This is a genomic window from Bacillus sp. FSL K6-1218, assembly GCF_038006445.1.
In the GTDB taxonomy this organism is placed as follows: Bacteria; Bacillota; Bacilli; order Bacillales; family Bacillaceae_G; genus Bacillus_A; species Bacillus_A thuringiensis_S.
The window spans coordinates 378,941-403,645 of sequence record NZ_JBBOVE010000001.1 but is presented as its reverse complement, the minus strand read 5'-3'; the positions used below and the strand labels follow the sequence as shown (position 1 = coordinate 403,645).

Genomic DNA, 24,705 nt, shown 5'->3' with positions numbered 1-24,705 from the left:
CATCTCCTAACTATAATGATGGGAGATACACAAAAAGACACTTTGCGCGTACGCAAAGTGCCTGAACATGTGCTTTTACACTCTCCCTACGCTGGCATTATCCAACAGGTTCAAATGGTCAATGACGGACTAGTAGCCATACTCTCAGTTTGTATCCACAAACTCCCATGTGTTTCTTATTCATCTACTTCAAAGTCTACTCTTATTCTAGTAAAATAACAAGTTCTTTACTTTTCTATTTAATATAGAAGCAACTGATAAAGTGAAACTTTAATCAGTTGGGATTTTGTTCACTCCATTAAAAACAGCTCAAATATGGAGCGAAACTGAATCTCAAGAAGATGTATGCTATATTTAACTTATGGAAATTTGAAAGGATGTTTTTAATATGTCAAAAAGCGTTGTAATCGCTGAAAAACCTTCCGTTGCACGAGATATCGCTCGTGTACTGAAGTGTGATACAAAAGGAAACGGCTATCTTGAGGGTAATAAATATATTGTAACTTGGGCTTTAGGTCATCTCGTTACATTAGCAGATCCAGAAAGTTATGATGTGAAATATAAAAAGTGGAATTTAGAAGATTTACCGATGCTACCTGAGCGTTTGAAATTAACGGTTATTAAACAAACTGGTAAACAATTTAATGCTGTAAAAAGTCAGCTACTTAGAAAAGATGTAAATGAAATTATTGTAGCAACAGACGCTGGACGTGAAGGGGAATTAGTCGCACGCTGGATTATCGATAAAGTTAAGCTAAATAAACCAATCAAACGTTTATGGATTTCTTCTGTAACCGATAAAGCAATTAAAGATGGTTTTGCAAATTTAAAACCAGGTAAGGCATATGACAATTTATATGCTTCAGCAGTTGCGCGTTCAGAAGCTGACTGGTATATCGGTCTTAATGCAACTCGCGCTTTAACAACTCGCTTTAATGCTCAGTTAAATTGTGGCCGTGTACAAACGCCTACTGTCGCTATGATTGCTAGTCGTGAGGATGAAATAAAGAACTTCAAAGCTCAAACTTACTACGGCATCGAAGCTCAAACAATGGAGAAGCTCAAACTTACTTGGCAAGATGCAAATGGCAATAGCCGTAGTTTTAATAAAGAAAAAATCGATGGTATTGTAAAAAGTTTAGATAAACATAATGCTACTGTTGTGGAAATTGATAAGAAACAGAAGAAGTCATTCTCTCCTGGTCTTTACGATTTAACTGAATTGCAACGTGATGCAAATAAAAAGTTCGGTTACTCTGCTAAAGAAACATTAAATATTATGCAAAAATTGTATGAACAGCATAAAGTACTAACGTACCCTCGTACAGATTCACGCTACATTTCATCTGATATCGTTGGAACACTTCCAGAACGTCTAAAAGCATGTGGTGTTGGAGAATACCGTCCCTTCGCACATAAAGTATTACAAAAGCCTATCAAACCTAACAAATCATTTGTTGATGATAGTAAAGTAAGCGATCATCATGCGATTATTCCAACAGAAGGATACGTTAACTTCTCAGCATTCACAGATAAAGAACGCAAAATTTATGATTTAGTTGTAAAACGTTTCTTAGCTGTTTTATTCCCAGCATTCGAATACGAGCAACTAACATTACGTACCAAAGTTGGTAGTGAAACGTTCATTGCACGCGGAAAAACGATTTTACATGCTGGTTGGAAGGAAGTATACGAAAATCGATTTGAAGACGATGATGTAACTGATGACGTAAAAGAGCAGCTTCTGCCTCACATTGAAAAGGGCGATACATTAACTGTAAAGTTACTTATGCAAACATCAGGCCAAACGAAAGCACCTGCACGCTTTAATGAAGCAACTTTACTTTCAGCAATGGAGAATCCTACAAAATATATGGATACGCAAAATAAACAACTTGCTGATACGTTAAAATCGACTGGTGGATTAGGTACTGTAGCGACACGTGCTGATATTATCGACAAGCTATTCAATTCGTTCTTAATTGAAAAACGTGGCAAAGATATTCATATTACTTCAAAAGGCCGTCAGTTACTTGATTTAGTACCAGAAGAGTTAAAATCCCCTACACTAACTGGTGAATGGGAACAAAAACTTGAGGCTATCGCAAAAGGTAAGCTGAAAAAAGAAGTATTCATTTCTGAAATGAAGAACTATACGAAAGAAATTGTTTCTGAAATTAAATCGAGTGATAAAAAATATAAACATGACAACATTTCAACGAAGTCTTGTCCAGATTGCGGTAAACCAATGCTAGAAGTAAACGGCAAAAAGGGAAAAATGCTCGTATGCCAAGATCGTGAATGTGGTCATCGTAAAAATGTATCTCGTACAACAAACGCTCGCTGTCCACAATGTAAGAAGAAACTAGAATTACGTGGTGAAGGTGCAGGCCAAATTTTCGCATGTAAATGTGGCTATCGTGAGAAATTATCAACATTCCAAGAGCGACGTAAAAAAGAATCTGGAAACAAAGCCGATAAACGCGACGTTCAAAAATATATGAAACAACAGAGAAAAGAAGAAGAACCATTAAATAACCCGTTCGCAGACGCATTAAAAAAATTAAAATTTGATTAAACAAAAAGGTTCCTACCTCTATCGGTAGGAACCTTTTATTTTAGTGAATGATTTTACTTCCTTTTGCATTCTCAACAAATTTTTCACTTGATTTGTTAATTGGTGTTTTCAGTAATAACGCAGCAACAATCATAACTACTACGAAAGCACTTAACACAAGTAAATCTCGCGTTACGATATCCCATAGCATTCCGCCTACTGTTTCACGAATTGCACTAATTGCATATGTGAACGGTAAGAACGGATAAATTGCTTGGAAGAACGCTGGTGTCATTTGGATTGGGAATGTTCCGCCCGATCCTGCTACTTGTAGTACAAGTAAAATGATCGCCATCGATTTCCCAACGTTTCCGAAAATAGAAACGAGTGAGTATACGATACAAACGAAGACTCCACCAATAAATAAACTAAATAACACAAACCAGAACTTATCGACTACGTACGTACCGAGTAAGAATATATCTCCCATCGATACGATAAACGCTTGTGAAAGACCTATCGTTAAGAATGTTAATAAACGTCCGAAGTAAATTTCATGGCTCTTATAATTCGCGCCCTCTTCGTGTACTTCTACTGTTAATAATGAAACCATTAATAATGCGCCTACCCATAATGCAAGCACTGTATAGAATGGTGACATTGCTGAACCGTAGTTCGGCATCGCAAATAATTTATTCTCTTTTAAATTTACTGGATTCGCAAAGTAATCACTTTGCTTTTCAACATCATTTTTCAATAAACGTATGATGTCTTTTAAATCCTCTTCAGATTCAAAATCACGAATTTTATCTGCTAATTCTTTAATCTTTTTCTCAGTAGCTGGCATTTCAGCTTTAATGTCTGCTAATTTCTTTTTACCATCTACTAAGCCTGTTGATGAATCTTCTAGTAATTTTTTAACATCTGGAAGCTTTTTGTCTGCCTCTTTTAAAATTTGAGATGTGTTTTTAGACATCTCTTTTGTGCGAGCAATTGCTGCATTGAAATTTGGAGTGATTTCTGAGTCATATTTAGCTAAAATGTCACCAATTTGACCCGAAACACTTTTAGACACTTGATTAATACTTTCAATAACATCAGCTGCTGGTTTTTGACCTTTATTAATAGCGTCAATTCCTTTATCAGTTAACTCCATTCCTTTTTGCAAACCATCTTTTGCTTTATTTAACTTAGAAATTGTACCATTAAGGTTTTTATCACTATTCACATCAGCTAACACTTTATTTGTACTTTCCAGAACTGGAATCATGTCATTAACTAAATTCCAACTTGCTTTAAACTGCCCATTTAATTCATTTAAGGCTACTTTTGTAGAATCTAAGCCGTTAACACCTTTATTACTTAAATCTTCTTTTGCCTTTTCAAGACTGGTTTTTAGTTTTGCATAATCCGCTACAGCCTGATCATAGTTCTCTCTACCATTGTTTAATATCTCATTAGCCTTATTTATATCTTGATTTAAATTGCCTCTAAGCTGCTGAGCATCTTCTTTTACATTGTCAGCCTTATTTTTCAATTGCTCAGCTGTGCTTACTGCTTTTTCAAAATCTGCTACAAACGTCGCATTATAATCTGCTTCTGCTTGATTTACCAAGTTATTTATTGCATCTAACTTTTTATTAGCAGCATCTCTGACATCTTGTTTCACTTCTTGCCCTGTACCAATAATATTAGCGATATCTTTAACGCCGCCATTTGCATTTTCTATAGCTGATTTAAGATTCGTTAATTTATCTATTCGTTTTTGGAAGAAGTCTTTTCCAGAATCAGTTGGTGCAAATTCCTTAAATTTAGTAAAGACATCAATTAAATATGAAACACTATCTGCACGACCTTGAAGATTTTCAGAAACCTTATTAAGGTCTTGTTTTGCTTTTTCTGGATCAAAATTACCATTTTGCAATCCGTTTATAACGCCTTGTGCATAAGTTGTTCCGACACGTATTGAACTAAAAACATTATTTACAGTTTGATTAATATTTTTAGCAATATTTTTATATCCCTCGCCATTCACTTGCGGTAACTCTGGAAGTGTTGGTATTTGCGGAATGGTTATATTCGGTAAGTCTGGGAACTTGGATGGATCTGGAAGTGCCAGATTGAAATCCAATGATGGATTCTTTAAGAAATCCGTAATTGCCGCGGCACCATCTAAACCTTTTTGCATTACCATTAAATTATTCTTAATAGTTCCCGGAGCGCGATTCAATGTTTCATCATTTCTCGCAAAGAATTTATCTAAATTCCCTAACGCTTCTTGCCCATCATTCATAACACTCTCTACAACTGGCAACTCTTTTTGCGCTACTTTCACAACATCTTCTGCTCGAGTTGCATCATCTAATGCCTTATCCATAAGTGTATTCATTTCTGGGAACTGCGCTTCTAACTTAAATACAAGATCTTTTACTTTTTCGATACTTGGTAAGTTTGTTTCTAAATCGATTCCAAGGTCATTGAAAATTTTAAAAATCTCACCGTTTGCTGTTTTTACAAAGTTTTTACTAATTTCTTCTGTAATACCTGATGCACCTTTTGCTGTAATCTTCGGTGCAATCGCGTTTACTTTTTCATTCACATAGTAATCCAGTTCTGGTTTTTTAGGATTTTCATCCAGAACAGTTGCAATTTTTTCAGAGAAGTCTTTTGGAATCGTAATACTTGCATAATAATCCCCACGCTCAACTCCGTAAATTGCTTGTTTTTCATCTACAAATTTCCAGCCAAGATTTTTGTTTTTCTTAAGGGAGTCTACAATCTCTTTCCCGATATTAATATCTTTCCCTCTTAAATTAGAACCTGCATCTTGGTTAGAAACTGCAATGGGAACCTCTTTTGTATTTCCATACGGATCCCAAGAAGCTTTAATGTTAAACCATGCATATAACGATGGTAAAATCATTAATCCTAAAACAATAACAATTGCAGCCCAATGTTTGGCTACATTCCGTAAATCTGTCTTATAAATACGCCAAATTTGTTTCATAGAAGTTATCACCTAATTATATATTTTTCCTTCTTTAGAAAATGATACATGCATTTTGCAATTATATCACTTTCTACATCGTGTATTAACCAAAAACGTACTATTTTTTCCCATTAACTTTCACTTACTTTATTATATAACGAAGTGAGTCAAAGTATGAATACAAAATGACCAAATCGGTTTTACATTCAATAATAACAAATATATATGAAATGTCATAAAAAATACAAGTATTTTCTCTTGGAAATACTTGTATTCCTAAAAAAATCCTCACAGCTTTTATTCACTGTGAGGATTTCTTCTATTATATATCCAATTGCACCTCTACACCGAAATGATCTGAAATTACATTTCTGTTTGTACCATTAAAAACAACTTTTGAAGAATGAACTTTTTTACTTTGGTTACACAATATTAGATCGATTCGCAAATTATGTTTATTTTCATCCCAACCAGCAATCACGCCTTGGACAGTCGTTCCTTCATCCTTCTCTATTGCTAATTCATATGTGTCATACAACCCTTTTTGCATCATATACTCATAACCTTCGCCTTCCAACCGAGCATTGTTATTAAAATCCCCCATTAAGAAGGCGAGCTTATTGCTATCTACACGCTCCATCAAACGATCGACTTGACCTTTGAATGACTCTTCTTCATCATTCCACCAACCGAGATGGCAAGAGTAAAACGTTATATCCTTACCATTATAAGCAATTGTTGTACTTACAATTTTACGCGTTTTCCAATACGTTGTATCCTCGTTTTCTGAAATGAAGAACGTATCTTCTTTTATAATATTATGCTTCGTTATAATCGCTAATCCTTCTTCGTACACGTCATAACCAATATGAGAGAAACCCCAAGTAATATTGTAATCTTTTACATGTAGCGCTTTTAACTCTTCTAATAGTAAAAGTCCAAAATTATCTTCTTTCTTGTTACCGCATACATTTTCAGCTTGTATGGACTGACTTACTTCTTGCAATGCGATGACATCGTACTCTTCTTCTTGAATTACTTTAGCAAGGTATTGTATCTTTTCTATTTGATTCTCTTCTTGCCAAGAATGACAGTTTAAAGTTAGCAATTTCATATTATTACGCACCTAACATATCTTGAATGTCTGACTTTAATACGTCAGCTTTCGGACCATATACCGCTTGTACACCTTTATCTTTTACAATAAGCCCTAAAGCACCATTTTGTTTCCACTGTGCTTCTGGTGCAACAACATCTAAATCTTTTACTGTTACACGTAAGCGTGTCATACAAGCATCTACGTCAGCAATATTTTCTTTTCCACCTAATAAATCGATAACTTTTGTTGCTAATGAACCGTCTTGTACATTTCCTGTTCCTTCTGATGCCTCATCTTCATTATCAATATAGTTACCTGCACGCCCTGGTGTTGGTAAGTTGAATTTTTTAATTAAGAAATTAAATAGTGTAAAGTTAAGACCGAAGAACAATAATGAAACAATAACAAAGTTGATTAAGTCTCTTGTTAAACCTGCGTTAACCATCATTGGTGTACGAGTAATTAACTCAATAAATCCAAATGCGTGAACACGTAAGTTAATTAAATCAGCTAGCGCGAATGCAAGTCCTGTTGTAATAGCATATACAACATATAATACTGGAGCAATAAACATGAACATGAATTCAATTGGTTCTGTTACACCTGTTAAGAATACTGCTAATGCTGCTGATAAAAACATTGGTTTATATTTTGCACGCTTTTCTTTATCAACGTTACGGAACATCGCAAATGCAATACCCATTAACGCTGCTGTTGAGCCGATAACTTGTCCAGCTTTGAAACGAGCTGGTACAACGTTATTTAATAAATCGTTATATGCCTTCGTATCTCCATTTGCTAATAAATTATTTAAATCTGTAATCCATGCAAGCCATAATGGATCTTGTCCTGCTACAACTTGTCCAACTTTTGAACCAGTTAGCATCGTATATGTTCCGCCTAGCTCTGTATAGTTCATCGGAATCGTTAACATATGGTGTAAACCAAATGGTAATAATAAACGCTCTAACGTTCCATATACAAACGGTGCAACAACTGGTGCACTATCTTTTGAAGCTGCAATCCAGCGACCAAATTCATTTAACCCACTTTGGATGAATGGCCATAGAAGTGATAATACAATTGCAGTAACTGTAGACCAAAGAATTACAACGAATGGTACAAATCGTTTTCCATTAAAGAATGCTAATGCCTGTGGCAGTTTATTATAGTTATAATATTTGTTATATAGATTAGCTCCTAAGAAACCTGTGATAATCCCCACGAAAACTCCCATGTTTAATGCTGGTGCACCAAGTACAGAAGTAAAGTAATCTTTTACAAGTAAATCTCCTGCTATTACTGAAGAAACTGTCGCTTTTGAATCCGCTAACATTTGAGCGTTTACTCCAAATATAGCTCCTGTAATTCGGTTTGTTAAGACGAATGCTAATAGCGCTGCAAATGCACCACCTGCACGATCCTTCGCCCAAGATCCCCCAATTGCTACTGCGAATAAGATGTGTAGATTTGTAATGATTGCCCAACCGATGTCTTCCATTACGCGAGCGATTGTATGAACTGCGTTAACATCCCCAGCAGACATCCCAATTAACTTACCGATGGAAATCATTAAACCAGCTGCTGGCATTACAGCTACAACAACTAATAAAGCTTTCCCGAACTTTTGCCAAAAATCAAAAGACGTAATTTTCATCTGTTCTTCCTCCCCTTTATTTATAAAAACATAATGATTTAAATTATAATTTCTGTCCCTTTCATGAAAACGATTCCTTATATCACTTTTCTCTCCCTTTACGCAACCGTTTTCATAAATCTATTTTAATAAAAGCGTTTTCACATTGCAATAGAAATTTATTTTTTTTCATAAAAAAAGATGCTCAAAGAGCATCCTTTTTTATTACGAAATGCGATAAACCCTTGTTTCATAAGGTTTTAAAGCAATTGTTGTTACTTCTTCATGTTCCGCAACTTCATAGTTATTTAAAAGCAAACGTTTGCGTTCTAGTGCAAATAAATCCTCATTATACACTGCTTCCTCTTTTGAGATATTACTAATTACAATGACTTTTTCATCCTGTAACGTACGTGTATATGCATAAATTTGTGGATCGTCTTCTAAAAGTAAATCGTACGTACCATAGTTCAGTACATCGTGCTCTTTTTTCAGGGCAATCATTTTCTTATAGAAATTGAAAATAGACTTTTCTTCATTTTTTTGCTTTTCAACATTAATTTCTTTGTAATTTGGATTCATGCTAAACCAAGGTGTACTTGTTGTGAAACCAGCATTCATCTCATCATTCCACTGCATAGGTGTACGTGAATTATCGCGGCAAGAAGCCCATATAATCTCCATCATATCTTGATGTGGTACACCCTCTGCAATTTTCTCGCGATATAAATTTTTAATTGCTACATCATCGTAATCTTCAATATTTGGTAACTGAACATTTGTCATACCAATTTCTTGTCCTTGATAAATAAACGGTGTACCGTGCATAAAGAAATACATCGCTCCTAGAGCTGTTGCACTTTCACGCCAATATTGTTTATCATCTCCCCACGTTGAAACGATACGTGGTTTATCGTGATTCTCAATATATAAAGCGTTCCATCCTTTATTTTCTAATCCTTTTTGCCATTTCGTTAATACTTTTTTCAATCCTACAACATCAAGGTCTTTCTTCTTCTCTGCATCCCATAAACTTAAATGTTCAAACTGGAATACCATATTGAACTTACCTTGCTCTTCTCCAACCCAAAGCTCAGCATCTTCAACCTTAACGCCATTTGCTTCACCAACAGTCATAATATCGTACTTAGAGAATGTATTTTCTTTTAGCTCTTCTAATAAAGGTTGAATACCTTTCACATTCATATGTTTATCAAAAGATGGCACATATTTTAACTCTTTTGGATTGGGCATATCCTTGAGGCCTTCTTCTTTTTTAATATGACTGATCGCATCAACACGGAAACCATCAATACCTTTATCAAGCCACCAATTAACCGTATCATATAGTACTTCGCGAACTTCTTTATTCTCCCAGTTTAAATCTGGTTGTTTACGTGAGAATAAATGTAAATAATATTGTTCTGTTTCTTCATCATATTCCCATGCCGAACCATTAAAAATACTTTCCCAATTGTTTGGCTCCGCACCATCTTTACCATCATGCCAAATATACCAATCACGCTTCGGATTATCTTTAGATGAACGTGATTCAATAAACCATGGATGTTCATCACTCGTATGATTAATAACTAAATCAATAATAAGCTTCATATCACGCTTATGAACTTCATCTAGTAAAGCATCAAAGTCTGCCATTGTACCAAACTCATCCATAATATCTTGATAATCACTAATATCATAACCATTATCATCATTAGGTGACTTATACATTGGACAAATCCAAATTACATCTATACCTAAATCTTTTAAATAATCCAGTTTTGCAATAATACCTTGTAAATCTCCAATACCATCACCATTTGAATCCATAAAGCTTCGTGGATAAATTTGATAAGCAACTGCTTCTTTCCACCATGTCTTATTCATAGTCCTTCTCTCCTTTTGCATCCCATCGGAATTTTTATGCAAACGTTTTCGTAACACTATCATAACAAAATATGAACAGTTTGCAACTGTTTTCATTGAACTCTATGTAGATTCTTTATTCTTATGCTTTATTTATTTCTCACAAAGGTAAATCTCATTCTTCACCTCTCCTTGTCCACGCGTATTACAGACATTTTTCATATATTAATAAAAATCTCTGATTATTTTAGAAAGGAGTAATAAATTGAAGCAAACAAAATTAACAGGTCGTATCGTTGTTCCCGCAGATTCTGACTACGACGTAGCCCGAATGAATTTAAATTTAAGTATTCCAAAACTCCCTTGTATTATTGTTTTTTGTCAAAATAACAAGGATGTCTGTAACGCCTTAAGATGGGCACGTGAACGTCATATACCATTTCGGTTAAGAAGTGGACGTCATAGCTATGAAAATTTTTCTCTTTTAAATAGAGGACTTATTATTGATGTGAGTGAAATGCATCGCATTACTGTTAATACAGAGAAATTAACAGCAACAATTGAGGCTGGTGCAAATCTTGGCACTGTTTATAAAGAACTTTGGAATTACGGTGTTACAATTCCTGCTGGTACAAGTGCAAGCGTTGGCATTGTTGGATTAACACTTGGTGGTGGCATCGGTATGCTTTCGCGCTTATTGGGATTAACATGTGATCAATTAATGGAAGTGGAAATGGTACAAGCGTGCGGAAAATTTGGTGCAAAACTCATTCGTGCAAACGAACAAGAAAATTCTAACCTTTTTTGGGCGTGCCGTGGTGGTGGCGGTGGAAACTTCGGAATTGTTACTTTCTTAACTTTTCGAGTCCACCCTATAAAAAATGTATCAATTTTCTCAATCACATGGGAATGGGAAGACTTTATTGATGCATTTCAAGCGTGGCAAAACTGGGCACCTCATGTAGATGAACGTCTCACTTCATCGATCGAATTATTCGCCAAACAACGAAATAAAATCGAAGCACAAGGCGAGTTTGTCGGTTCTCCCTCTGAACTCTATTCCCTATTATCCCCTCTTCTTGAAACTGGTAGCCCCTCTCTCTTTATAGAAGAAGTTCCTTATATAAAGGCTGTTGAATTTTTTAATGGCGGTAACATCCCTGAAAATTTCAAGCGCTCTGGTTCCTATGTCTATAAACCTATTCCCCTTAAAGGCATTCAAATCATGCAATACTTTCTTTCTCATGCCCCAAATAAAGATGCTAGTATTTGGCATCAATCGCTCATAGGTGCTGTTGAAAATATTTCGCCGAATGAAACGGCTTATTTTCATCGTAAAGCAATTATTGCTCAAGAATACATTACCTCTTGGAAATGCGATGATGAAGAAAATCGAAATATACGCTGGGTTAAAGATTTACGAGAAAGCTTAGATCCTTATACACTAGGTGACTATGTGAACTGGCCCGATATCGACATTAAAAATTGGGAAACTAGTTATTATGGCTCTAACTTTCACAGATTGCGTAAAGTAAAAACCATGTATGATCCTTGTAATGTTTTTCATTTTCAACAAAGTATTCCTCCTTTTCATACGTGAAAAAAGGGGATAACATAAAAAAAATCACCCAATATACAGTTACCTCGCAGTATGTTGGATGATTCAAGTTGATTTTCTATATCGTTTCAAATCCTTGCTCCTACTCTTAAACTTTTACTTACAGATTAATTGTATTTCGTATCATTTTCATGCAATGAATGTAATTTAATATTTGGTACTTTATCTTTTTCAATACCTCTATTATAAGAAACAGGAACTTGAAATTCGAATTGCTTTGTCTCATGTTTTTGTAAATAGACTGGTTTCGGTACTGGATAGCTTTTTGAATTCTCGTTTGCATTATCATATAAAACAACTTTTAATGCTTGTGAATGATTACGATAATTTTTTAAAGTAACAATGCACTTCTGTTGGATATTCTCTCCATTTTTCTCCATTCTACACTGGCTATCTTCTTTTTTATATTCTATTGCTTCTACCCCTGTTTTTCCTGCGTAGTACCATGTTTTATTCAATGTCTGGAGGATTGTATTTAAAATAAACGGCATCATTAAAATCAAAATACTAATGCCTACTACTTTTATCTTATTCATTTTTCTAAATGTACTAGACTCCTTTTTTCCTAGCCATTTTAAAAATAATATAAATGCAATTACATGTAGTATGAAAAAAACAATCCATATATTTGAGACTTTATAATCCATATAAACATACGTATGTATCGGAATCTTATAGACATTGAATAGTTTTTCCCCAATTAATTCATTATCATTTGGAATTTTTAATAATAACAAAACCCCTATACTGTAACAAATAGCTACTAATCGATCATACTCAATACGAATCATTCTTTCTCCCCTTCACTTTGTTTTTTATTATCGATTTTAGCTATTATTACCATACTATACAATCTTTTTATAGAGGATAACGTAAAAAAGTTCCTTATAAATATATAAAGAACCTTATTAATATACATTATGAATTAAAAAATCAATATACAATATTCACATAGAGATTTCTTCAAAATATGTTGGATCATGTATTGTAATTTTTTTATCTAAAATTGTAACAATGCTATCATTTTTTAATTGTTTTAATACGCTGCTAACTGTCTCTCGAGATGTTCCAGATATTTTGGATATTTCAATTGTTGTAAGTGGACATGAAATTACAATCTTTTCCCCACTCTGTTCTCCTAAATCCTGCATTAAATAATTTAACGTTTGGATAACCCGATCTTGTGCATTAGGAATTGTAATATTTTGCACTCGATTTTCGTTCAATTTTAATATAGATGATAATTGCTGAACAACGTACATCAATTGCGTTCTGCTGGATTTTACCATATCTTCAAAGATTACCGTTGGAATATAATATACTTCCACATCCGTCATTGCTTCTGCTGTATAGTTATATCCTCTGTCTGTAAACATACCACCATAAGGAAAAATAGAATACCGCTTTACATAGTCATCGTATAATAAGTTCCCATTTTGATTAACCCGCTCTAACTTTACAAACCCCTCTAACATGAAGTAAATTCTTTCCCTTGAATCTCCTTCTAAAAATAAAAATTGACCTTTTTTATAAGTTCGCCAATAAACAAACTCTGTTAAGCCTTTCAATTTTTTTTCTGTTAAATGAGCAAATAATTCGAACTGCTTTAAGTCTTTCACTACGTTCCGTCTATTCATAAAATTCCCTCTCTCTTGCTGTATGTTGGAGCGAAAAATCAAGAAAGCGTATTCAATTTGAATTTTATCATAATTAACTTATATATTCAGATTTCACCATGAAAACTTTATGAACAATGAGTACAAAAAATATTAGTAAAAAAAGAATGAAGTTATTAACCTCATTCTTTTTTTACTAATAAGTAGCGTACATAATAATTTAAACATACATGCATACATTCTGTTTTGAAATAATAGTACCAGCTTTTTCTTCTAGTGCTTCATATACTTTTTCTAAAGATGTAATAATTGTTTTTCTTTTTGGATTTGTAGTAACAAAATTAATAGCAGCTTCAATTTTTGGAAGCATACTTCCCGCAGCAAATTGTTGTTCTTCAATATATTCTTCTAATTGATTCACTGTGACATGCTCTAATTTTTTTTGATTCGGTTGATTATAATTTACATACACATGATCAACTGCAGTTAAAATAACGAGCGTATCGGCATCTACTAATTCTGCTAATTTCTGCGCAGCGAAATCTTTATCGATAACCGCTTCAGTTCCTTTTAACCCTTCTTCGGAATCAATTACTGGAATTCCACCTCCGCCAACAGCTATCACTATGTTTCCATCTTCGACCAAAGAATTAATCACTTTATGTTCATGAATACTTACAGGCTTCGGTGATGGAACAACACGTCTCCACCCTCTACCAGCATCTTCTTTAAACACTGCTTTTGTTTCATCCATTAATCTTCTGGCCTCTTCTTCTGTATAAAAAGGACCAATTGGTTTAGTTGGATTTTTAAATGCCTCATCTTTTTTATCCACAACAACGCGCGTTATAACCGTTGCTACATCTTTGTTTATATTCCGTTTTTTCAATGCCTTTTCAATCGCATTTTCCATCCAATATCCAATCATCCCTTGGCTCATTGCCCCACAAGTATCTAATGGCATTGCAGGTGTCTTTTCCGTTTCTGCAGCTTTTTGCTGTAATAAAATATTCCCCACTTGTGGGCCATTTCCATGCGCAATTACTATATCCACATCATTTTCCATTATTTTCACAAGTTGTTCCGCCGTTTTTTCCAACGCTTCTTGCTGCGCTCCCGCAGTAGCTTCTCCAGACTGTATCGCATTTCCCCCTAGTGCAACTACAATTTTTCTTCGTGCCATATTTCAGCCCTCCAGTTGATTTCGCTTTCACAGCGCTTTATAAAGTAATACTGCCTGTAATTAATCCATAAATCGCAAAGAATGCTAAAGCACCAATTGCTACGGATGATGCTAATTCCACTCGAGTAAATATTTGCTTCGAACTCTTTTGCTTTTGAACATTGTAAAAAATAAAAATACCTGGCGCATATAAAGTCATTGTTAATAATAAATACTCTAAACCAGCTGCATAAACTAACCACACACCATAAATACTTGCTATCAAACCAATTATTATATTTTTATTTCGATCTACTTCTTCAGATTTTAAGCTATGCTTCAGTTGATAAAATGCTGAAAAAGCATATGGGATTAAAATGGCTGAAGATGCTAAAGAGAATGCAAAGTTATACGCCTGATCAGAAACGACGAATGTTAACAAGAATATTTGAATTAAACCATTTGTTATCCATAATGAATTTACTGGAGCCTTATTTTTATTTTCTTTTGCGAACCATTTTGGAAATACTCCATCTTTAGCCGCTAAATATGGAATTTCAGAAGCGAGCAAAGTCCAACCTAACCAAGCACCTAATACAGAGATGACCAAACCTAAATTTATAAAGATAGCACCCCATTTTCCAACAACACTTTCAAATAAATAAGCCATAGCTGGATTCTTCAAACCAGCAATATCTGCTTGCTGCATAAGTCCAAGAGACAATAATGTGATTAAAATGTAAATAATGAGTGTACCAATTAAGCCAATAACCGTTGCTTTCCCTACATCACTTCTATTTTTTGCTCGACTGGATAAAACAACAGCCCCTTCTACACCAATAAATACCCATAGAGTTACAAGCATTGTACTTTTAACTTGGCTGCCAACTGCTCCCCATGAAAAAGAACCAGTTTGCCCCCAAAATCCATCTAAGAACGTATCAATATGAAACGCGAAGATTCCTATGACAATAAATACAAATACAGGTACTAATTTTGCGATTGTAGTTACTAAATTCACAAGTGCTGCTGATTGAACTCCACGTAAAATTAACATGTGAACACACCACAATAATACGCTTGCACCAATAATGGATTCTACATTTTGACCGCCTTCAAAGATCGGGAAGAAATATCCTAATGAAGAAAATAATAATGTACCGTAAGCTACATTCCCAAGCCAAGCAGATAGCCAGTATCCCCACGCACTATTAAATCCCATAAAATTACCAAATCCTGCTTTTGCATAGCTAAAAATACCACCATCTAAATCTGGCCGTCTTACAGTTAGATTTTGAAAAGATAATCCAAGTGCAATCATCCCAATTCCTGTTATAACCCAGCCAATAATAATGGCTCCAGCACCAGCACCTTTTGCCATATCACTCGCTAAATTAAAGGCTCCACCGCCAATCATAGACCCAACTACAAGAGCCGTTAGTGTAAACAACCCTAATTTCTTATCTTCACCCATTCCACTCACCTCTCTTTAATTGCAATAACAATACAAAAGCAATAGTGAATGATAGTGTCTAAAGGAGGAGAAAGAAGAAAGGAAGACTCCCTTTCTTCTTTACTCCATGTTTCCTAAAGTAGCTGCCATAACCGCTTTAATTGTATGCATTCTATTTTCAGCTTGATCAAATACTTTTGAATGTTTACTGCGGAATACTTCGTCAGTTACCTCCATTTCTTTCAATCCATATTTCTCATAAACTTCTTCGCCATACATCGTTTCAACATCATGAAATGCAGGTAAACAATGTAAGAAAATCACGTTTTCATTCCCTGTTTCTTTAATCATTTTCATATTTACTTGATAAGGTTTCAATAACTCGACACGTTCAGCAAATTTTTCTTCTTCCCCCATAGACACCCATACATCTGTATAAATTACATCTGCACTCGCAACAGCTTCTTCCACATTACTTGTTATCATTACCTGTTCATTATATTTTTTTGCTAAATCAATTACTTCTTGTGCAGGCCATAAAGATTCCGGTGTACAAATACGTACATCCATTCCAATGATTGCTCCACCAACTAGTAAGCTATTAGCAACATTATTTCGTCCATCTCCAACGTAAACGAGCTTCACATTTTTTAATTTCCCTACATGTTCTCTAATTGTTAATAAATCTGCTAGTGTTTGTGTTGGATGCCACATGTCTGTTAATCCATTCCAAACTGGCACACCAGAATTTTGTGCTAAAGATTCTACAGTTTCATGACTAAATCCACGAAACTCAATTCCGTCAAACATACGCCCTAACACTTTCGCGGTATCCTCTACGGATTCTTTTTTCCCAAGCTGAATATCACCTTTCCCTAAATATTCAGGATTCGCCCCTAAATCTGTACATGCTACTGTAAATGCACAGCGCGTACGAGTGGAGGTTTTTTCAAATAAGAGCGCTACATTCTTATCTTCTAAATAATGATGCGGGATACCATTTTTCTTTTTCTCTTTTAATTCTGCTGCCAAATCTAGAAAATATAACAATTCTTCTTGTGTAAAATCTTTTTCTGCTAGAAAGCTTCTTCCTTTTAAATTTGGTCTAGTCATTAACATACTTCATCCCTACTTTCTCCATTATTTATACTAAATATCTTTACGAACAATTGGCATACTCATGCAACGTGGACCCCCACGCCCACGAGATAATTCCGAACTTAGCACCTCAATCACTTCTATACCGTGTTCCCGTAATAACGTATTGGATACATAGTTGCGATCATATGTAACAACTACACCTGGCGCGATTGCTAATGTGTTCGAGCCATCATTCCATTGTTCACGAGCAGAAGCAATTACATCTCCTCCTCCACATGGAATAAGAACTAATTCACTTAAGCCTAATACCTCTTTTAACGCTTCCATTAAAGAATTACGATGTGTAATTTTAAGAGTTTCCTCATCTGTTCCTTTTTCTAAAATATAAATATTCATATTCCCTTTTGGCCCTTGAATGGCTGGGTGAATTGTAAACTTGTCATAATCAACCATTGTAAATACTGTATCTAAATGCATAAATGCTCGGCATTTTGGAATTTCTATTGCTAACACTTTCTTAATTTTATTTTGTCGGCTAAAGAGATTTTTAGCTAAACGTTCAATTGCTTTAGCTGAAGTACGAGCAGATACTCCAATCGCAATTGTTTCTTCATTTAAAATTAGCTCGTCGCCACCTTCAATTGGAAATTTATAATCACGATCTAACCAGATTGGTACATTATGTTTTACAAATCTTGGATGATATTTAATGATGTACTCCATGAATAATGATTCACGTCTACGCGCTGGTTCTCTCATCTTATTTATCGTTAAACCATCGCCCACGCTAGCTGCTGGATCACGAGTAAAATATAAATTAGGCATTGGATCTAAGTAAAACGGATAGTGATCTTCCATTAATTCATATAAATGTGTCTTCTTACTTGTTTCAATTTCGTTTTTCCGTACACCGCCCATAATTTTTTGAATTAATTCTTCATTTGAAAAGGAGAGTAAATATTCTTTTAAAGTTTGATGTGCAACATTTACGTCGGCCTGTCCTTCTTTTAAAATACGATCAACAAATTCTTCTCGAAGTTTTTTATCTACTAACGCCTCAGCAGCTAGTTTTTCTAAATATAGAACTTCAACACCCCGATTGCGTAACGTTTGTGCAAAATAATCATGCTCTTTTTGAATAATTGGCAAGTATGGAATATCGTCAAATAATAATTGCTGCAAATAATCTGGCGTCAAGTTTTCCACTTCTTTACCCGGTCGTTTTAATAAAACCGTTTGTAATTCCCCAATTTCTGAAGTAACATGTATCGGATGTTTCATTTGTTGTACCTCCTTTTAAATATGTTTGATGTCTTACAAGTACATAATAAATGCTCTGCACTTTCATCTTTGTGAAAGCATCCACATTATCATTGTGAAATATTAAACAAGTAATTTTTTTAAAATCATACGAATATGTATTTTTATAACAAACTATCTCGCTTTCTCAATAAAAAATACATATATTACGCATATATGTTGAATATTTAACTTCCGTATTTAAACAAAAATCCTGTTTTTAATTTTATTAAAAACAGGATTTTTGTATCTAAATAATCAAATTTAATCTTTCTTCTATAATCTCCCTATCTGATTTCGACTGTGAAATTATAAGGCATGTATCATTTCCACATATACATCCTATTTTTTCTTTCCAATCTAACTCATCAAATAAAACACCAATAACATGTGCATTACCAGGTAATGTTTTAATAACCATTAATTGATCTACACAATCAATTTTTACAACAACCTCTCGTAATTTTTTCTTTAACTTTATATCAGTTTGTAAATGCTCTTCTGTGAAAACTTTATATATCATTAATCCTTCTTGAGAAGGTACCTTCGTTAAGTTTAACTCACGAATATCGCGAGAAACCGTAGCTTGTGTTACTAATACATCTTTTTTTGCTAACAATTCTACTAATCTTTCTTGCTTATCTATTTCATACTCCTTTACAAATTGTTTAATTAACCGTTGTCTTTTTTCTTTTTTCATAAAAGACACCCCTTTTAATATTATAGCTCGCTATAATTTTCATCCGAAAGGGACAGAAAAGAATGTTGCGGAAACGTTCATAGTTTAACTGTAAATATTAAATCAAGCTAAATAAAAAAGAGAAGAACAGCATTCTGTTCTTCCTTTTACATTGAAAATCGTTCAATTGTTTGTTTCAAATCAGTTGCTTGCTTCTCTAAATCCTTTAATAATTGATCGATTACTACCATATTTTTAGACTGTTGTAGCGTCACACGCGCCACTTCTTGCGAACCGGCTGACGTTTCTTCAGCAATTGCTGCTACAGCTTTTGTTTGTGCTCCTGTTTGATGAATGTGGCTCACTTGTTCATTCATATAACTACTGATTTGCTGAGTTGCATCGGCTACTTCCATAACACTTGATGACATTTCTTTTAAAATTAATTCCGTAGCTTCCCCACGTTTCGCCTCTTCTTTAGCTATTTTCACTTGTTCTGTCATTTTCATTGCAACTTGTTGTACTTCATCTTGCATATTTCGTAATAACTGCGATATGTTTCTTGCAGAATGATCGCTTTCATCAGCAAGTTTCCGTACTTCTTCCGCAACAACCGCAAAGCCTCTCCCATGCTCTCCTGCGCGAGCTGCCTCAATAGAAGCATTTAGTGCTAATAAATTCGTTTGGCTAGCAATCGCACTCACAACAGACACAATATGTTCTACTTGTTTCATTCGTTCTTCTAACTTCTGTACATTTTGCATTGAATCTTCATTTTCTTTTGCCAATGTTTGAATACCTTGAATTAAAGACGTAAAGACACGAGTACTATGCCCTAAAGCTTGAACCATTTCTGAAGACAACGTATCAGACTGCTTCGCTTTTTCTTCTACTTCACTTGCAATAGACGTCGTTGTATCAACAGCAGAAACAATTGCTTGAATTGATGCCGCTGATTGCTCAGCGCCTGAAGAAATCTCTGCAAGTGTCTCAGATACACCTTGCGCTTGTCTCGTTGCTTCGCCTGTTTGTTTTCTAATCTGCTGTACTTGATTATTTGTATACGAAAATGTTGTATCAATATTTTTTACCATGCCCCTTAAGTTTCCTAACATCATATTAAATGCAACACTTAAAGATTTAATTTCATCATCTGTCTTCGGTAATGGAACATCTTCACGAATATCACCCTCAGCTGCTTTTCTTGCCGCTTCCTCTAACTTGCGAAGTGGTTTAATTAAAAATACGGCTGCTCCATATGCTAAAATTCCAGACCATACTACCCCTAATAACATAACGATAATATTATATACAGTTTGACTTACATAACTTTGAAAATAATCGTATATCACGTAAATAAAAAATATACTTGTTGAATATGTAATGAAAGCTAAAACTGTAGTGAATAGCATAAGTTGTGTACGTAATCCAAAAGAAAATGTTTTCCTTTCTTTTTCCATCTTCCCTTTCCCCCTTTTTATAAGCAATATAAATACTACCTATATATTATTATCCATATTTTCATTATAGAAGGATATAGAGATTTTAAAAAATATTATTTCTTTGAATATCAAATTGCATGAAAAAAATAAAGGATTCTGACAATTTATGACTAATAACAGAAATAAGGGGCAACATTTGTAAAATATATTTTTAACTGGGGGTTTTGTATGATTCAGGTTCGAAATCTAGTAAAGTCATTCGGTTCACTTGATGTGTTAAAAGGAATTGATTTAGAAGTAAAAGAAAAAGAAGTTGTTGTTTTAATTGGTGCCAGTGGTTCTGGTAAAAGTACATTACTTCGCTGTCTTAACTTTTTAGAAATGTACGATGAAGGTGAAATCCACTTACAAGGTGAGCGAATTGATCCAAAGCATTCAAATTTAAATAAAGTCCGTGAAAATGTCGGTATGGTTTTTCAGCACTTTAACCTCTTTCCTCATATGACCTCACTAGAAAACATCATAGAAGCACCTATTCACGTAAAAAAATTAGAGAAAGCAAATGCAAAGGATATTGGAAATCAACTTCTCCAAAAAGTCGGCCTTCAAGATAAAGCGGATGTAACTCCTCATCTTCTTTCAGGTGGTCAAAAACAGCGCATTGCCATTGCACGAGCTCTTGCAATGAGCCCTAAGATTATGCTATTTGATGAGCCTACCTCAGCTTTAGACCCTGAACTTGTTGGAGAAGTATTGCAAGTTATGAAAGAACTTGCTGAAGAAGGGATGACAATGGTTATTGTTACTCATGAAATGAATTTCGCAAAAGATGTAGCTGATCGCGTCATCTTTATGGACGATGGAAAGATTGTAGAAGATGCTCCGCCAGCACAATTCTTTTCAGCTCCATCACATGAACGAGCAAAACAATTTTTACGCAACGTTTTATAATGTAACTTCTGTTTCAAACGAAAAGGAATACATTCATACGGTGCACAACTAATCATCCAAATAAAATATTTCAATAACATACTGAAAACCATCCGTATGATCAATATATAGGAGGGGTTTTATGAAAAGAAAACTATTAACCATTGTTGCGAGCATTACACTATGTACATCCTTCATACTAGGAGCTTGTAGCAAAGAAAGCTCTACTACTTCATCAAATGGTGAAAAAGAATTTCGCTATGCGATGAGTGGATTATACAAACCTTTTAACTATAAAGAAAATGACGGCAAACTTGTCGGCTTTGATGTAGAAATCGGCGAAGCTCTTGCTAAAAAGATGAAAATGAAGGCTACGCCAGTTACAAACCCATGGGAAACGCTAATTCAAGGTCTTCAAGCGAAGAAATATGATGTAATACTGGGTAGTATGGCAATTACAGAGGAGCGCTTAAAAGCTGTTAGTTTCTCAAATCCATACTATCGTTCTGGCGCCCAAATTTTTGTGGCTAAAAAGAATACCGCTATCTCTTCTCCAGAAGATTTAAAAGGTAAGAAAATTGGTGTTGTAAAAGCTAGTACCTTTAAAAATCTTGTTGCAAAATATACAGATCAAATCACAGAATATGACAGTGATATTACTGCTCTTATGGATTTAGAGCCTGGGCGTGTTGATGCAGTAATTACGGATCAAATGGTTGGTCTACGTATGATAAAAGAAGGAAAATCGAATATAAAAGAAGCCGGAAAACCATTAAATCTTGATGAAATGGGAATTGCTATTCGCAAAGATGATAAAGAAATGGTTGAGAAAGTAAATAAAGCGTTAGATGAAATCATTAAAGATGGTACGTATGAAAAGATCAGTAAAAAATGGTTCGGGCGTAATATTCTTGGTGAAGAGGAAAAAACGAAGTAAGTTAGCCATTCAAAAGATTCATAAACAGTGCCCCACTGATTAAGTGTTCATTTTATGTGGGGCATTTCATTCTCTACTAAAATCTATACAATATGAGGTGAAACGCATGTTTGAAATTTTTATCTCTTCCTATCCCACACTCTTAAAAGCTACTATTGTCACATTACAATTAACATTAACTTCCCTAGTACTCGGTTCATTAATTGGATTATTATTCGCTTTCTTTCGAATCTCTAACAATAAAGTTTTAAATAGTATCGCTCATGTCTACATTGCTATTATTCGTGGTACACCTTTAATTGTTCAAATTGCCATTCTCTATTTTGGAATTACATCCGTTGTTGTTTTCACTCCTTTTTGGGCAGGAGCAATCGCTTTAGCAATTCATAACGGTGCATATATTACGGAAATTTTCCGGGGATCCATTCAATCCGTTGACCGGGGACAATTAGAAGCAGCTCGCTCTTTAGGCATGCCTTATCCTTTAGCTATGCGACGAATTATATTACCACAAGCATTTCGTCTGTCTCTTCCTCCTCTAGGAAACCAATTTATTATCGGATTAAAAGATTCTTCACTTGTTGCTTATGTAGGAATGTCCGAATTATGGGGATCGGGTTTATCAATTGCAGCAGGTAACTTCCAACAATTAGATACTTACATAATCGTTGGTGCATACTATCTCGTACTTGTTCTTCTATTTACTTATTTTGTTAATCTTTTAGAAAAACGATTACAACGAAAAGAAACTAACTCCTTCCAAGTCCATAAAAAGAACAAAAAGGATGTTTCTTTATAAGAAAAAGCAAGCCTGAGATGGCTTGCTTTTTCACTGCAAAAGTATATTAATTTTTACTGATTTATTTTTTTAATACTCTCTTTTTCTTCTATATGTTCCTCACGATATGAAATATTATGAGGGTCTAAGCCATTTCCTAAAGAACCGTAGAAATGCTCTCTATGCGGATCAACTAATTCACTTCCGTGATAATACACACGTGGTGTATTCCAAAGTGCTGCCAATGCTTTTGTCATCGGCATTTCGTGATAACGTTCCGGCCACATTTCTTTAATCTTCTCTTTTACTAACGGATAGTATTTAGAGCTCATAGCAGGGAACAGATGATGTTCTGTATGATATGAGAAATTGAAATGTAAAACGTCTACCCAGCGCGGTACTGTTACTGATAAGCAGTTTGCTAACGGATCATTTACTGGAACAATTGGATTTAATCGGTGATTTGTTGCGATATATGCCATTACAATAAAGTTAGCAATTAACAACGGAATGACATATGCAAATAACCATTTTCCAGGTCCCATAATAAACAATAAACTAATCCAAACTGTCCAAGGCAAAAGAAGTTGAAGCCATACAGATTTTTGATTGGATGACTTGAACTCTTTTATAAAATGAAAGAACATTCGAGTCGAATGCAATGTAAATTGAATTGTTAGTGACAGAAAACTAAAGAATGAACGTACATGTAGAGGCATACGATATACCCAACTCAAAAACTTACTCTTCTTAAGTTTCTCAAGTGTCGGCCATGCATCCGGATCATTCTCTTCATGCTGTGTATGAACATGATGCGTTGCATTATGCCACTTTCTCCAAAGCTTTGGCCCTGTTGATAATGGCATAAATGCAATAGCGCCTAAGAAGTCGCGAAGCCATGCCTTTCTTACAACAGTTCCATGTAAAATTTCATGCCCTAAAAATCCTAGTGAAGCAAAACATAATCCAAGAACAATCGCAATTCCTAGATTCGCCCACACATTCAATTCAAATACACCAATCGATATTAATCCCGCCAATGCCACAAGCAAATAAGCCAGTCCACCAAATAAACGAGTAGGCACTGGTTTAAATGCTTTTTTCGGCAAATGTGGTGATACACGTGCTGCATACCACCCAAACGTATGAAGCTCCTTCATCCTTTTGCCCCTTTCTTATGCCGCGCCTTGCGCAACTTACATATATCAATTCTTGCTTCCAGATTGATTTTACTAGATGATCCAAAAAGCATCTATTATAAGGAAAATATACTCACTCTATCGTCACTTATTTTTCGCTTTTATTATCAATGAAAAACATTTCTCTTTTTACCCTCTATCAACCTTTCCACATGATGAATCATAACAATAGAATTTCTATATTGTCAACAACTTTTATGACCTAGTAATAAAAGTTGGTTATATTTTTATAATCATACTTTATTTCACTAAAGAAAACGTATAGATTTCATAAGGATTTACCCACTATATATAGACATTTTCTTAAACGGCATAGACTCTATCTCATTCAATAACTCTCT

General features: G+C 34.6%; 17 protein-coding genes, 2 pseudogenes and 1 riboswitch. Of the genes and pseudogenes, 5 read left to right on the top strand and 14 right to left on the bottom strand.

Annotation, left to right across the window (positions count from 1 at the left end):
- Nucleotides 1-66: 66 nt before the first annotated feature.
- A riboswitch (TPP riboswitch) is annotated at nucleotides 67-179 on the bottom strand.
- A 209-nt stretch (nucleotides 180-388) separates the two neighbouring features.
- Nucleotides 389-2,578, top strand: a complete 2,190-nt coding sequence (gene topB, locus MHI26_RS02105; protein WP_061666198.1) for a DNA topoisomerase III — start codon at nucleotides 389-391, stop codon at nucleotides 2,576-2,578.
- A gap of 40 nt (nucleotides 2,579-2,618) precedes the next feature.
- On the opposite strand, the gene MHI26_RS02100 is transcribed toward topB, so the two are convergent.
- From MHI26_RS02100 to MHI26_RS02085, 4 genes are all read right to left on the bottom strand, one after another.
- Entirely contained in the window at nucleotides 2,619-5,564 is a 2,946-nt protein-coding gene (locus MHI26_RS02100) for a YhgE/Pip domain-containing protein (protein WP_061666197.1), read from the bottom strand.
- Between the two features lie 304 nt (nucleotides 5,565-5,868).
- The gene (locus tag MHI26_RS02095; RefSeq protein ID WP_061666196.1) at nucleotides 5,869-6,660 is read right to left on the bottom strand and encodes an endonuclease/exonuclease/phosphatase family protein; all 792 of its coding nucleotides are present in this window, start codon (nucleotides 6,658-6,660) and stop codon (nucleotides 5,869-5,871) included.
- A gap of 4 nt (nucleotides 6,661-6,664) precedes the next feature.
- Nucleotides 6,665-8,302 carry a PTS transporter subunit IIBC gene (locus MHI26_RS02090; RefSeq protein WP_000705567.1) on the bottom strand — a complete coding sequence of 546 codons (1,638 nt, stop codon included), beginning with the start codon at nucleotides 8,300-8,302 and terminating at the stop codon, nucleotides 6,665-6,667.
- A gap of 204 nt (nucleotides 8,303-8,506) precedes the next feature.
- Complete coding sequence (locus tag MHI26_RS02085; protein ID WP_061666195.1) at nucleotides 8,507-10,171, bottom strand: glycoside hydrolase family 13 protein; 1,665 nt, start codon at nucleotides 10,169-10,171, stop codon at nucleotides 8,507-8,509.
- 244 nt (nucleotides 10,172-10,415) lie between these two features.
- Between MHI26_RS02085 and MHI26_RS02080 the strand changes: the two genes are divergently transcribed.
- A complete protein-coding gene (locus MHI26_RS02080; RefSeq protein WP_061666194.1) occupies nucleotides 10,416-11,750 on the top strand; it encodes an FAD-dependent oxidoreductase in 1,335 nt (444 codons plus the stop codon).
- 125 nt (nucleotides 11,751-11,875) lie between these two features.
- On the opposite strand, the gene MHI26_RS02075 is transcribed toward MHI26_RS02080, so the two are convergent.
- The 9 genes and pseudogenes from MHI26_RS02075 to MHI26_RS31525 form a co-directional block, all read right to left on the bottom strand.
- The gene (locus MHI26_RS02075) at nucleotides 11,876-12,559 is read right to left on the bottom strand and encodes a hypothetical protein (protein ID WP_061666193.1); all 684 of its coding nucleotides are present in this window, start codon (nucleotides 12,557-12,559) and stop codon (nucleotides 11,876-11,878) included.
- Between the two features lie 156 nt (nucleotides 12,560-12,715).
- Complete coding sequence (locus MHI26_RS02070; protein ID WP_001081913.1) at nucleotides 12,716-13,405, bottom strand: Crp/Fnr family transcriptional regulator; 690 nt, start codon at nucleotides 13,403-13,405, stop codon at nucleotides 12,716-12,718.
- A 199-nt stretch (nucleotides 13,406-13,604) separates the two neighbouring features.
- Nucleotides 13,605-14,567, bottom strand: coding sequence for a carbamate kinase (gene arcC, locus MHI26_RS02065; RefSeq protein ID WP_061666192.1), 963 nt, complete (start codon nucleotides 14,565-14,567; stop codon nucleotides 13,605-13,607).
- Between the two features lie 37 nt (nucleotides 14,568-14,604).
- Entirely contained in the window at nucleotides 14,605-16,020 is a 1,416-nt protein-coding gene (arcD, locus tag MHI26_RS02060) for an arginine-ornithine antiporter (RefSeq protein ID WP_061666191.1), read from the bottom strand.
- A 99-nt stretch (nucleotides 16,021-16,119) separates the two neighbouring features.
- Nucleotides 16,120-17,118 carry an ornithine carbamoyltransferase gene (argF, locus tag MHI26_RS02055; protein WP_000930285.1) on the bottom strand — a complete coding sequence of 333 codons (999 nt, stop codon included), beginning with the start codon at nucleotides 17,116-17,118 and terminating at the stop codon, nucleotides 16,120-16,122.
- A gap of 30 nt (nucleotides 17,119-17,148) precedes the next feature.
- On the bottom strand, nucleotides 17,149-18,381 hold the full coding sequence (gene arcA / locus MHI26_RS02050) for an arginine deiminase (protein WP_000682341.1): 1,233 nt from the start codon (nucleotides 18,379-18,381) through the stop codon (nucleotides 17,149-17,151).
- Nucleotides 18,382-18,649: 268 nt separating this feature from the next.
- The gene (gene argR, locus MHI26_RS02045) at nucleotides 18,650-19,099 is read right to left on the bottom strand and encodes an arginine repressor (protein WP_000711828.1); all 450 of its coding nucleotides are present in this window, start codon (nucleotides 19,097-19,099) and stop codon (nucleotides 18,650-18,652) included.
- A gap of 146 nt (nucleotides 19,100-19,245) precedes the next feature.
- Nucleotides 19,246-19,818, bottom strand: a pseudogene (locus MHI26_RS31530) (methyl-accepting chemotaxis protein); the annotation flags it as partial.
- Between the two features lie 369 nt (nucleotides 19,819-20,187).
- Nucleotides 20,188-20,373: pseudogene (locus MHI26_RS31525) on the bottom strand (HAMP domain-containing protein); the annotation flags it as partial.
- Between the two features lie 375 nt (nucleotides 20,374-20,748).
- Here MHI26_RS31525 and MHI26_RS02035 point away from each other — a divergent pair.
- The 3 genes from MHI26_RS02035 to MHI26_RS02025 all read left to right on the top strand — a co-directional run bounded on the left by MHI26_RS02035 (nucleotide 20,749) and on the right by MHI26_RS02025 (nucleotide 23,186).
- On the top strand, nucleotides 20,749-21,471 hold the full coding sequence (locus MHI26_RS02035) for an amino acid ABC transporter ATP-binding protein (RefSeq protein WP_000616920.1): 723 nt from the start codon (nucleotides 20,749-20,751) through the stop codon (nucleotides 21,469-21,471).
- Nucleotides 21,472-21,592: 121 nt separating this feature from the next.
- Nucleotides 21,593-22,387 (top strand): ABC transporter substrate-binding protein, encoded by a 795-nt coding sequence (locus MHI26_RS02030; protein ID WP_061666190.1) that lies wholly within the window; start codon nucleotides 21,593-21,595, stop codon nucleotides 22,385-22,387.
- 43 nt (nucleotides 22,388-22,430) lie between these two features.
- Nucleotides 22,431-23,186, top strand: coding sequence for an amino acid ABC transporter permease (locus MHI26_RS02025; protein ID WP_116366276.1), 756 nt, complete (start codon nucleotides 22,431-22,433; stop codon nucleotides 23,184-23,186).
- Nucleotides 23,187-23,239: 53 nt separating this feature from the next.
- Here MHI26_RS02025 and MHI26_RS02020 read toward each other — a convergent pair whose 3' ends face one another.
- A complete protein-coding gene (locus MHI26_RS02020; RefSeq protein WP_000661220.1) occupies nucleotides 23,240-24,325 on the bottom strand; it encodes a fatty acid desaturase family protein in 1,086 nt (361 codons plus the stop codon).
- Nucleotides 24,326-24,705: the final 380 nt, after the last annotated feature.